The sequence below is a fragment of the Taylorella asinigenitalis MCE3 genome, from assembly GCF_000226625.1.
Taxonomy (GTDB): domain Bacteria; phylum Pseudomonadota; class Gammaproteobacteria; order Burkholderiales; family Burkholderiaceae_B; genus Taylorella; species Taylorella asinigenitalis.
In genome coordinates, this window is sequence record NC_016043.1 from 1,395,420 (window position 1) to 1,406,983 (window position 11,564).

Annotated in this window: 9 protein-coding genes and 2 tRNA genes; 10 read left to right on the plus strand and 1 reads right to left on the minus strand. The window is 38.2% G+C overall.

Annotation, left to right across the window (positions count from 1 at the left end):
* Positions 1-45: 45 nt before the first annotated feature.
* The 4 genes from TASI_RS06565 (at position 46) to TASI_RS06580 (ending at position 2,763) form a co-directional block, all read left to right on the plus strand.
* Positions 46-948 carry an HlyC/CorC family transporter gene (locus TASI_RS06565; protein WP_014111982.1) on the plus strand — a complete coding sequence of 301 codons (903 nt, stop codon included), beginning with the start codon at positions 46-48 and terminating at the stop codon, positions 946-948.
* A complete protein-coding gene (lnt, locus tag TASI_RS06570) occupies positions 948-2,543 on the plus strand; it encodes an apolipoprotein N-acyltransferase (protein ID WP_014111983.1) in 1,596 nt (531 codons plus the stop codon). The genes TASI_RS06565 and lnt overlap by 1 nt, the downstream gene beginning before the upstream one ends.
* Before the next feature lie 61 nt (positions 2,544-2,604).
* Positions 2,605-2,680, plus strand: a tRNA-Glu gene (locus TASI_RS06575).
* 6 nt (positions 2,681-2,686) lie between these two features.
* Positions 2,687-2,763: transfer RNA gene (locus TASI_RS06580), tRNA-Asp, on the plus strand.
* A 67-nt stretch (positions 2,764-2,830) separates the two neighbouring features.
* Here TASI_RS06580 and TASI_RS06585 read toward each other — a convergent pair.
* Complete coding sequence (locus tag TASI_RS06585) at positions 2,831-4,120, minus strand: YadA-like family protein (protein WP_014111984.1); 1,290 nt, start codon at positions 4,118-4,120, stop codon at positions 2,831-2,833.
* A 200-nt stretch (positions 4,121-4,320) separates the two neighbouring features.
* Here TASI_RS06585 and TASI_RS06590 point away from each other — a divergent pair, with 200 nt between their 5' ends.
* From TASI_RS06590 to TASI_RS06615, 6 genes are read left to right on the plus strand one after another with little or no spacing between them, the layout of a single operon-like run.
* Positions 4,321-6,198: a dipeptide ABC transporter ATP-binding protein gene (locus TASI_RS06590; protein WP_014111985.1), complete on the plus strand. Its 1,878-nt coding sequence runs from the start codon at positions 4,321-4,323 to the stop codon at positions 6,196-6,198.
* Positions 6,199-6,222: 24 nt separating this feature from the next.
* Positions 6,223-7,770, plus strand: coding sequence for a glutathione ABC transporter substrate-binding protein GsiB (gene gsiB / locus TASI_RS06595; RefSeq protein WP_014111986.1), 1,548 nt, complete (start codon positions 6,223-6,225; stop codon positions 7,768-7,770).
* 56 nt (positions 7,771-7,826) lie between these two features.
* Entirely contained in the window at positions 7,827-8,747 is a 921-nt protein-coding gene (gene gsiC / locus TASI_RS06600) for a glutathione ABC transporter permease GsiC (protein ID WP_044978140.1), read from the plus strand.
* A gap of 5 nt (positions 8,748-8,752) precedes the next feature.
* Positions 8,753-9,625 carry a glutathione ABC transporter permease GsiD gene (gsiD, locus tag TASI_RS06605; protein WP_014111988.1) on the plus strand — a complete coding sequence of 291 codons (873 nt, stop codon included), beginning with the start codon at positions 8,753-8,755 and terminating at the stop codon, positions 9,623-9,625.
* Position 9,626: 1 nt separating this feature from the next.
* Positions 9,627-10,733: a DmpA family aminopeptidase gene (locus tag TASI_RS06610; protein WP_014111989.1), complete on the plus strand. Its 1,107-nt coding sequence runs from the start codon at positions 9,627-9,629 to the stop codon at positions 10,731-10,733.
* Positions 10,730-11,560 carry a M55 family metallopeptidase gene (locus tag TASI_RS06615; RefSeq protein WP_014111990.1) on the plus strand — a complete coding sequence of 277 codons (831 nt, stop codon included), beginning with the start codon at positions 10,730-10,732 and terminating at the stop codon, positions 11,558-11,560. The genes TASI_RS06610 and TASI_RS06615 overlap by 4 nt, the downstream gene beginning before the upstream one ends.
* Positions 11,561-11,564 lie beyond the last annotated feature (4 nt).

Consider the following 11,564-nt stretch of genomic DNA (forward strand, 5'->3'; position numbering starts at 1 on the left):
AAATTTAGGTTATTCTTAAACTTCCTTTAACTCGACGTCAAAGAGATGTCAACTGAACCATATCCGTCGCACAGACGACCACAAAAAAAAATTCACCGTTCTTTCGGTAAACGCCTAGTACAAAAACTCAAAGGCTTATTCAGTCTTCAACACGAACCAGAAGATAGAGAAGACATTCACGAAATCCTAAATCAGGCCCATAAACATTCTATTATCGACGAGCACACCCTTAAGATGATGCTTGGCTCTTTTTCATTTTCTGAAAAAATGGCCAACGATATTATGGTCTCTAGGTCGAAGATGGACGTGATTGATATAAACAGATCATTGCCAGATATAGTGCGATATATAAATGAAACTTCGCACTCGAGATTTCCTGTCTTTGATGGGGAGCGGGATAATATTATCGGCATACTTCTAGCAAAAGATGTTCTTCGTTATTTCAATACCAAAAATCAAGTAATTCGAGGACTTGTTAGACCTGCACTATTTGTTCCTGAAACCATACTTCTTAGTAAGCTTCTTCAAGAATTTAAATCGACAAGGAATCACATTGCCATCGTAGTTGATGAATACGGTACAATCACTGGCCTTGTAACTATGGAAGATGTGCTTGAACAAATTGTCGGCGATATCGAAGACGAATACGACGAGGAAGCTGAACAAACTATATTTTCAGAGACGGAGCATAGCTGGCGCGTGAAGGGCATAAGCGAAATTCGTCATTTGAATGATGTATTGGGCTGCGATTTACCTGAAGATAATTATGAAACTTTGGGTGGTTTGCTCGCTTCTGAACTTGATGAAATTCCAAAGAGAAATGACACTTATCAATATAAGGATTTGAAATTTAAAGTTCTTAAAGCTGATGAGAAGCAAGCTTTGTGGATTCATGTACGTCGAGTTCCAATTGTTCATGACTCAGAAAATGAATTATTAGCTAACTAATGAAATTAATTATTCTATTTTTTTTGGGAGCTCTGCATGCACAGAGCTTTTCTGCTGGTCTACTACCTGAATTTGCACTTGGACCGATTCAGCTAATAACTTTCACCCTAGCTGTAATACTTATTTTTTATGGCCCGAAAAGAAATTATCTTAAAACATTCGCTTTTTCGCTTGCCTACTTTTCCTTCGGACTTTATTGGATATATAACAGTGTCCACGGTTTTGGATACATTTATCCTGCGGTAGCTTGGGCAATAGTAATATTATTTGCAGCATTCCTCTCTTTATTTCCAGTTCTTGCAATATTCATATATCGCAAAATTGGATACCGTAATTTCACAGGATTTTTAGCTCCAATAATTTTCGCTTCATCCTGGACAGTAGCAGAATTAATAAGAGGATATTTGCTCACTGGTTTTCCGTGGCTTAATTTAGCTTATGCTCATGCACAAAGCCCGATAGGAGCATGGGCCCCTATTTTTGGCTCATATGGAATGAGCTTTATAGCCTCCCTACTTTCTGCTTTTATCGCTCAGTGGGCCTTACGCAAAGAGATTAAAAAAGAGGTGCGATTTGCTCAATTTGGTATTATTTCGATTCTTTTGTCTTGCATTATTCTCAATACAATCCAATGGTCTAAACCATACGGCAACTTAGTTTCTGTAAGACTTGTGCAAAGTAATATTGTCCAAGATATTAAATACAATCCACTAAATCTTGAGACTATTATTAATCATAATCTAGAGTTAGCGATGTTGCCTGCTGGCTCTCAAAACCAACCTCCTGAGATTGTGTTATTTTCAGAAAGCATAATCCCCACTGCTCATAAAAATCTGCCTCCAACATTTTGGATAAAGCTGCTTTCTATAGCCAACCAAACTGAAGCCCAATATATTGTTGGATTAAATTACGAAGTAGATAACCCTAATGCAAATTCTGATTCTACCTATCCATTTAAATTGCATAATAGTTTGGTGCTAGTAAATAAAGACACCGAACTTCTATCTTTATACGAAACAAATAACCCTGCTAATTTAGCAAGATATGATAAAAAACATTTAGTGCCATTTGGTGAGGTTGTTCCAAGTTATGTTCGTTGGTTTGTGAATATGATTGGACTACCGTTTATTGATTTCAGTCCAGGTTCTTACCGTCAGAATAATTTTGTGATTAATGGTCAGTCTATTGCCGCTAATATCTGCTACGAAGATATTTTCGGTCAGGAGTTATTAGCCTCACTTTTTGATAAAAACGGAAATCCAGGTGCCACAATTCTCTATAACGCAAGTAATCTAATGTGGTTTGGAAATAGTTCCGCCCTAGGCCAGCATCTTGAAATGTCTAAAGTTAGAGCTAGAGAAACAGCTAGACCTATCGTAAGAGCGACTAATACAGGAGCTACTGCCCATATAGACCACAATGGTAAAGTACTAGCTTCTCTGCCATATGAAACTACAGGTGTTTTAGATGTCTTAGTGCAAGGTAGAACAGGATTCACCATTTATTCTCGCATTGGTGACTGGGGAATTTTTATAGTTGTTATTGGATTATTGTTATTGGGTTTCTTTTACAGAAAAACTACAAAACAAGTTTAATTGAGTCAAATTCTTTACAAGATATTTGAATTAATGCTAATATAGCTTTCTTTAGTTCTTGGTCCCCTTCGTCTAGAGGCCTAGGACACCACCCTTTCACGGTGGGTACAGGGGTTCGAATCCCCTAGGGGACGCCACTACCTGGAGCGGTAGTTCAGTTGGTTAGAATACCGGCCTGTCACGCCGGGGGTCGCGGGTTCGAGCCCCGTCCGCTCCGCCATTTATTCATATAAAAGCTAGTATCAATCGCATACTAGCTTTTATCTTATGTATAACATAAGCTCACATTAGAAGCTAAACATCATCCCCAAACTTCCTCCAAATCCTCCCTTAGAATCGCCTGAAACAGATGCCTTTCCTACCCATGCCTCATCGCCTGACATAGCTGATACTCCTAAAGAGTAGCCAAATGCTCCTCGATATGTTGCTACACCTAAACCCACACCGATTTGATCGGGAGTCCATGCCTGTGGCAATGATGCTGTGGCCATCGCTGAAGCCGACCCAGCTCTTGATTCCTTTTTCAAAGCCTCTAAGTCTTCGCTCAATTTTTTCGTTGATGCAGAAAATTTCTTATCTAAATTAGAAAATATCCGAGAAGATTCAGCTTTTAATTGACCAAGATTTACGGCATCAGTATTATCCACTGCGTCGGCAACGTTTTGGACTCTATTTCCGCCCATACTGACTTCAGTAGCACTTGAAACCTTAAATTCTTTGCTTACAGCTATTCCGCCATTTGCCGTAACTTTTCCTTCAAACGTAGGTGCCTTCAAGCTTTCAATAAGGTTTCCTATTTTATCGTTGGTCGCTTTGATGGAACTTGTATTTTTTGCTATAGCTTCCTTATTTGTGGCAATGCCCTCGAGATTTTTCGCTACTTTTGTATCCGTCGCCTTTATCGCATCAGCATTAGTTTTAACTTTAATACCCAAGTCTTTAACGTCACTCACTGCTTTTTCGACTTTAGCACCCATTTTTTCTACAGCTGAAGTGTTTTTAGTAAGATTGGTTTTTAAGTCTGCTATCTTATCGTTACTTTTATCGATTTCGAAGTTTAGCTTTTTAATTCCATCTTCATTTTTTCCTACTTTTGTGCTTATATTTGATAATTCTGTTTTAGACTCTTTTAGCGAATCACTAGCCGTATCCAATTTAGTTTTAACTTTAGTTACAGTGTCATTTGTTTTTTCTAAATCTTTTATGAGATCAGCTAATTTATCCTCATGTTCAGCCACTGTGGCACTCAATTCACTAGTGGTTGCTGAGATCTCACCTCCAGATATCGCTCCAGATTCAGCTGCTGAAGACCTAACTTTACCTAATGCAATTATTGTTTTTGTGGGTGCATCAGAAGTTGCACCTTCTCTTTCCTCATAAAAATTTGCCAATTTGCAAGATGAAAAATTAGGCTTCTGGTTTCTTGCACTAATTTCTGAATCTGTGCAATCGTAATAAAATGTTATCTGAGGTTTATCTATTTCATGCACAGTTGTGAATAGACCTGCATGCCCAATGGTTGGGGTAAAAGCAAATAGAGTTATTGATAAAGTTGTTTTAAGTTTAAAAAATTTCATGATGACTCCTTGAAAAAAATCAGTTTTAATTCTAGGAATCGGTCCAAAGTATTAGTAGATATTGTGCAAACATTTATCCATTGGGAAATTTACTTACGCAAAAGGTTTTATCTATATAAATTCTGAATATTCCCCCATTTTTATATAACTCTGTAAAATAAGTTTTAGGTTTAAATAAAATTAAAAACAACACTTAGTCAATGAATACAAATTCAAAATCATCTCCAGTTCCAGTTTTGGAAGTTAAAAATCTTAGCGTTGATTTTGTAAGTAGTGAACGTACGGTACATGCCGTAAAAGATTTATCTTTTTCGCTCTTTAAAGGTCAAACTTTAGCAATTGTTGGTGAATCCGGTTCAGGAAAATCCGTGACATCACTAGCTATCATGCGATTGGTAGAGAATGGCGGAGGTGAAATATCTTCAGGTCAGATTTTATTTACCCCAAACGGTAAAAAGACTGTTGATTTAGCTAAATTATCAGCAAAAGAGTTAAGAAAAATCCGTGGTGCTGATATAGCCATGATTTTCCAAGAACCAATGACATCTTTGAATCCAGTGTTTACTGTTGGTGAACAGATTTCGGAATCCATTAGGCTTCATCAAGGTTTGTCTCATTCAGCTGCTATGGCTGAAGCACTTCGCATGCTAGACCAAGTTAGGATACCCGAGGCTAAAAGCATAATTAAACGTTACCCACATCAACTCTCAGGTGGAATGCGTCAAAGAGTTATGATTGCAATGGGGCTGGCTTGTAAACCATCGCTTCTAATAGCCGATGAACCTACAACGGCCTTGGACGTAACTATTCAAGCCCAAATCCTTCAACTTATTCGTGAACTACAAAAAGAGATGCACATGGGTGTAATCTTCATTACTCACGATATGGGTGTAGTGGCTGAAGTAGCGGACCGAGTACTGGTTATGTATAAAGGTCAGAAAGTAGAGGAAAACATTGCCACAGAAATATTTCATTCGCCCCAGCATGCGTACACTAAAGCTCTTCTCTCAGCCGTACCAAAATTAGGGTCTATGTCTGGAAAAGAACTTCCAGAAAGATTTGACTTACTGACCATGGAAGATGATTTAACAGATGAGGTAACTGAAACGCTTCAACCTAAGCCATTAGAGCCACTCTACGATAAGCCCCCTATCCTAGAAGTTAAAAATTTAAAAACACATTTTGATATAAGCGGTGGGTTTTTAGGTCTAGAAAAAAAACGTGTTCATGCAGTCGAAAAAATTAATTTTTCATTGTATGAGCAAGAAACTTTGGCCATAGTTGGTGAATCTGGATGCGGCAAATCAACCACTGGTCGCTCATTGCTTAGATTAATACAAGCTCAAAGTGGTGAAATCCTTTTTAAAGGACAGGATATAAATAAACTCTCCAAACAGGAGATGCAAAAAATCCGCAGAGACATTCAGTTTATTTTTCAAGACCCTTACGCATCCTTGGATCCTCGACAAACCGTTGGATACTCCATTATGGAGCCCCTGCTAATTCACAAAGTAGCTCAAGGAAAAGAAGCTAATGAGCGAGTTGAGTGGCTTTTAGAAAAAGTTGGATTGCCAGGAGATATGGCTCAGCGATATCCGCATGAATTCTCTGGAGGTCAAAGACAAAGGATATGCATTGCTAGAGCATTAGCTTTAAATCCAAAAATCGTTATTGCTGATGAATCTGTTTCAGCACTCGATGTTTCAATACAAGCTCAGATAGTCAATTTATTGATGGACCTTCAACAAGAATTTGGTATTTCTTATCTATTTATTTCACACGATATGGCTGTTGTTGAGCGAATAAGTCACAGAATTGCTGTTATGTACTTGGGCCAAATCGTAGAATTAGGTTCGAGAAAAGCTATATTTGAGAATCCACATCACCCATATACAAAGAAATTAATCGATGCAGTTCCTATTGCAGACCCAACAAGACGCAATCTTGATCGTGAGCTTCTAACAGGTGAAATTCCAAGCCCAATCCGAAAATTAGGCGACGATCCTATTGTGGAACCTCTTTTTCAATTATCTGAAAATCATTTCGTAGCAAGGCATCCGATTGGTGTCTATAAATAATTCGTTAAAACCAAGGAGTAATAAATGAATACTTTTGCAAAAAAAACTTTGGCAATGAGCTTGCTTCTTAGCGGCCTTGCACTTTCATCAACTGCGAATGCAACTAAAGATGTTGTAATTGCAATTCCTTATGGTTTAAGTGCTCTAGACCCATACAATACCAACTCTACATTAGCTCAAGCAGTAGGCAAAGGCTGGTACGAAGGACTCTTTGAATTTGACAAGGATTTAAATATCCAACCTCTTCTAGCTACAGAGTATAAAGCTAGTGAAGACGGCTTGGTGTATACATTTAAACTTCGCGAGGGAGTTAAGTTCCACGATGGTACTGATTTCAATGCGGAGGCAGTAAAAGTTAATTTTGAACGTGTGCTAGATAAATCTAATGCTCTTGCACGATATAACCAATTTAACAAAATTAAATCAGTTGAAGCCCTTAGTCCATATGAAGTAAAAATTACTTTATCGGAGCCGTTCTCTGCTTTTATCAATAATTTAGCACACCCTTCAGCTATGATTATTTCTCCAAAAGCAATTGAGAAATACGGTAAAGATATTAATTTCCACCCTACAGGTACTGGTCCTTTCCAATTCGTAGAATGGAAGCCTGGCGAAACTGTAAAAATGAAACGTAATGATAGCTACTGGAGCAAAGAAAACTTAGCAAAAGTAGACACTATTACTTTCCGCGTAATTACAGATAACAATACTAGAGCGGCTGTTATGAAAACAGGCGAAGCTCACTTTACTAACCCTGTACCATACGAACAAATTGATGTTTTAAAAAGCAACGATAAGCTTGATATTGTAGTTTCACCATCAATTATCGCAAGATATATGTCTATTAATGTGCTTGAAAAACCTTTTGACAATATTAAAGTTCGTCAAGCTCTTAACTACGCTATCAATAAGGAAGCCTTAATCAAAGTTGCTTATAACGGATATGCTGAAGTCGCAACTGGTGTAGTCCCACCACTTGTTGAATTCTCAAAACAATTCAAAGCATACGAATATGACCCTAAAAAAGCACGCGAACTACTTAAGGAAGCGGGATATCCAAATGGTTTTGAGACTGTTTTATGGTCTGGGTATAACGATGGTACATCTGTAAAAGCTATTCAATTCCTTCAACAACAATTAAGGCAAGTTGGAATTAAAGCTAAAGTTGAATCTCTTGAATCTGGTCAACGTGTAGCTAAAGTACAGAAAGTACAAAAACCTGAGGATGCTGGCGTTAGGCTTTATTACATTGGCTGGTCGGCCTCTACTGGTGAAGCTAACTGGGCACTAGCTCCATTGCTTAAAGGAGATGCTTGGCCTCCAGTATTCTCTAATACTTCCTACTACAAAAACGATAAAGTTGATGAAAATCTAGAAGCAGCTCTAAAAACTACCGATAAAGATGAGAAAAGCAAACTATATGCTGAAGCTCAAGAAATCATTTGGAAGGAGGCACCTTGGGTCTTCCTAAACGTAAGTAAATTAGTATCTGCTAAAAGTAAACAATTAGACGGCGTATATATTATGCCTGACGGTTCATATTACTTTAAACAAGTAGATTTAAAACAATAATTTATTAGCTGTACCTGTGGGGTAAGAATCTTACCCCACAATTAATTCATTAAATTATGCTTTCATACTTTATAAAAAGAACTATCGGAATGATACCAACGCTTTTATTGATATGCGTTTGTGTATTTTTGTTCGTCCATATGCTTCCAGGCGATCCAGCAGTACTTGCAGCAGGCCCAGAAGCCGATGCAGAAACAATTCAAATAATTCGAGAAAACCTCGGACTTAATCTTCCGCTTTGGGAGCAGTTCATAAACTATATGGGCAATATTTTACAAGGAGACCTTGGTCAGACACTTAGAACCAAACGTCCCGTTTTTGATGAAATTGCCATTAGATTTATGCCTACTATGTTATTAACTATTACAAGCATGGCGTGGTCTGTAATTTTCGGTTTGGTGATAGGAGTTGTATCTGCAATTTGGCGCAACACTTGGCCCGATCGACTATTTATGACACTAGCAGTATCTGGTATTTCCCTTCCTGCATTTGCATTCGGAATGCTCCTAATTCAAGTATTTGCTGTGTGGTTGGGATGGTTGCCATCTGTTGGGGCTGATAGTTGGAGACACTACATATTGCCATCTATAACCTTAGGAGTCTCTGTTGCCGCTGTTATGGCTAGATTTACAAGAGCTTCTTTTGTTGAAGTTATTCATGAAGATTTTGTTAGAACCGCACGTGCTAAGGGTTTAAGCGAAAAAGTAGTAATGCTTAAACATAGTTTAAGAAATGCCTTAATTCCCGTAGTAACTATGATGGGTTTGCAATTTGGATTTCTTTTAGGAGGTTCAATTGTGGTAGAAACAGTATTTGGATGGCCAGGTATGGGAAGCCTACTTATCGACTCTGTAAATGCTCGTGATTACCCGATGATTCAAGGATTAGTTCTTTTGTTCTCCTTTGAATTCATAGTAATCAACTTAATAGTTGATTTGATGTACGGTGTAATTAACCCAACAATTCGCTATAAGTAGTAGGTATGGAAAATAATTTAAAAAACAAAAATATTAGAACTCCAATGAGCGAGTTCAAAAGAAAATTTAAAAAACAGACCTTTGCCATAATTGCTGGAATCTTTATTCTTTTTCTTATTGTTATCGCAATCTTTGCCCCATGGATTGTTCCATTTGACCCTGAAAATTTCTTTGACTACGATAAGTTAAATCAACCTCCATCATGGGAACATTGGATGGGTGTAGATTCCTTAGGTAGGGATATTCTTAGCAGAATAATTATGGGAACTAGAATTTCCTTAGCTGCGGGTTTTGTATCTGTGGCTTTAGGTATGGTTGTTGGAACTATTTTGGGACTACTTGCTGGGTATTATGAGGGTTGGATAGATAGAATCGTTATGCGTCTATCAGATGTTTTGTTAGCGTTTCCTGGTATATTGCTTGCAATTGGTGTGATCGCAGTTTTAGGTCCTAGCATGATTAATGTGATTATTGCAGTAGCTGTTTTTAGTGTTCCAACATTTGCACGTTTAGTTAGAGGCAATACCCTATCACTTAAAAATATGACTTATGTGGAAGCCGCTAAAAGTATTGGTGCTTCGGATTTTACAATTTTATTTAAGCATATATTGCCAGGCACTATTTCTCCTATAGTTATCTACGCAACTATGCGTATAGGTACATCAATAATAACTGCGGCATCGCTTTCATTTATTGGTATGGGTGCACAACCTCCTACTCCAGAATGGGGGGCAATGCTTAACGAAGCACGCTCCGATATGGTATTGGCACCGCATGTGGCTCTTTTTCCATCACTAGCTATTTTCCTTACAGTTTTAGCTTTCAATATATTGGGTGATGGTTTAAGAGATGCTTTAGATCCTAAACTTAAGACTTAATATGATTAACACAGAGGCTCTTCTAATTCCTAATATAGCACCAAGAGTTGGGTCTCTTGAGAGCGGTGCAATGGATAATATCTGCGATATTGATGGTATTACTGTCGGTCACTTCACTTTACATGAAGATAAACCGCATTGCATCAGAAGTGGTGTCACAGTAATAAATCCAAATAAAGATAAAAATTTATTTATCGATAAAATCCCTGCAGCTGTAAGTGTGATAAATGGCTTTGGAAAAAGTTATGGCCTTATCCAATTAGAAGAACTTGGCACAATTGAAACTCCTATAGCTTTAACAAATACTTTTAGTGTCCCCATAGTAGCCCAAGCACAAATTAAAAGAGCTATCGAAATTAACTCTGAAATTGGACGTTCACTTCCAACAGTTAATTCCTTAGTCTTAGAATGTAACGATGGTTTTTTGAACGATATTCAAGCACTTGCTATAAATGAAGAACACTATTTGAAGGCCCTCTCCAATTGCAAAACACATATTGAGCAAGGTGCTGTGGGTGCAGGCCATGGAATGAAATGCTTCGGTTTCAAAGGGGGTATAGGCTCAGCTTCAAGAATAAGTGCTGGCTTACATAAATATACTGTCGGGGCCTTAGTTTTATCTAATTTTGGAGCCTTACCTAATTTAAGAATTGCTGGTCTAGAACTCGGAAAAAAATTCGTTTCCCATAATGTTAGAGGTTCCGAAGAAGCCATTATCCATGATTCCCATGATAAAGGGTCGATAATTATTATTATTGCTACCGACGCACCACTTGATTCCCGTCAACTTAAGAGATTAAGTTTGAGAGCCGCAGCAGGTCTAGCTCGTACTGGTTCTAATTTTGGTCACGGAAGTGGAGATATTTGCGTAGCATTCTCTAATGCTTATTCACTGAAGCAATCAGATTCAATGGATATGAACGAGAGCATTGCCACAGTAAACGAAGGTCAGATTAATTATTTGTTTGATGCGGCGGCGGAAGCCACGGAGCAAGCCATTATCAATTCACTTTGGTTTGCAAAATCCACTAAAGGCCGCGATGGCAATGAATGTCGTAACCTTCATGAAGTAATTATGGAAAATTCTTCTATATTGGGATTATTATGAAATTATTGATTAGTGCGGATATTGAAGGGGTAGCTGGAGTTGTGGACCCCGAACAGTGTAGGACTGGAACGAGTGCATGGGAGCGTGCCCGCGTGTGGTTTACAGAAGAAGTGAACGCCGCTGCAAGAGGAGCGTTTGATGCTGGCGCGAAGGAAGTAATAGTTGCCGACTCTCATGCGACTTTTAGAAATATATTGCCAGATTTAATCGATGAACGCATCTACTTGATTACTGGTAAACCTAGACTCTATAGCATGGTAGCAGGCGTTGAAACTGGAGTAGATGCAGTGGCATTTATAGGGCATCATTCGCAAGCCCGTGGCCGTGGTGTTTTAGCCCATACAATCAATGGATTTTCTTTCTCGCAAATTCGTGTTAACGGCAGGGCCTATGGAGAACCAGGTTTGTACGGGCTCTTGGCTGGAGAAGTTGATGTACCTGTGATTTTCGGCAGTGGCGATCAAATTCTAGAAGCGGAAAATAAAGAATTTTTCCCTGAAGCCGTATGGGTTCATACAAAAGAGGCTTTAGGCACATTTGTCGCAAAATCTAAAAGCACTACAAGAGCACAATACGAAATTTTTAAGGGCATGCGAAGTGCAGTTGAAAAATTCATGACTAATCGTGATTTGTATGAACCCTTTAAAATTCCTAGCCCATACGAATGTGAACTAGCATGTCATAAGCCTGAAATGGTGGATATCTTCACGATATTGCCAGGAACAGAAAGATTAGATTCCTTAACTCTAAAATTTAAGACAGAATCTATATTAGATTTAATACGCACTATAAATACATTTTCACTAATGTCCAGTGCTTTGAGGTAATTAT

Bases quoted from the DNA above. Each gene is read 5' to 3' on its own strand.
- TASI_RS06565 (WP_014111982.1), top strand. From the start codon at position 46: ATGTCAACTGAACCATATCCGTCGCACAGACGACCACAAAAAAAAATT.
- lnt (WP_014111983.1), top strand. From the start codon at position 948: ATGAAATTAATTATTCTATTTTTTTTGGGAGCTCTGCATGCACAGAGC.
- TASI_RS06585 (WP_014111984.1), bottom strand. From the start codon at position 4,120: ATGAAATTTTTTAAACTTAAAACAACTTTATCAATAACTCTATTTGCT.
- TASI_RS06590 (WP_014111985.1), top strand. From the start codon at position 4,321: ATGAATACAAATTCAAAATCATCTCCAGTTCCAGTTTTGGAAGTTAAA.
- gsiB (WP_014111986.1), top strand. From the start codon at position 6,223: ATGAATACTTTTGCAAAAAAAACTTTGGCAATGAGCTTGCTTCTTAGC.
- gsiC (WP_044978140.1), top strand. From the start codon at position 7,827: ATGCTTTCATACTTTATAAAAAGAACTATCGGAATGATACCAACGCTT.
- gsiD (WP_014111988.1), top strand. From the start codon at position 8,753: ATGGAAAATAATTTAAAAAACAAAAATATTAGAACTCCAATGAGCGAG.
- TASI_RS06610 (WP_014111989.1), top strand. From the start codon at position 9,627: ATGATTAACACAGAGGCTCTTCTAATTCCTAATATAGCACCAAGAGTT.
- TASI_RS06615 (WP_014111990.1), top strand. From the start codon at position 10,730: ATGAAATTATTGATTAGTGCGGATATTGAAGGGGTAGCTGGAGTTGTG.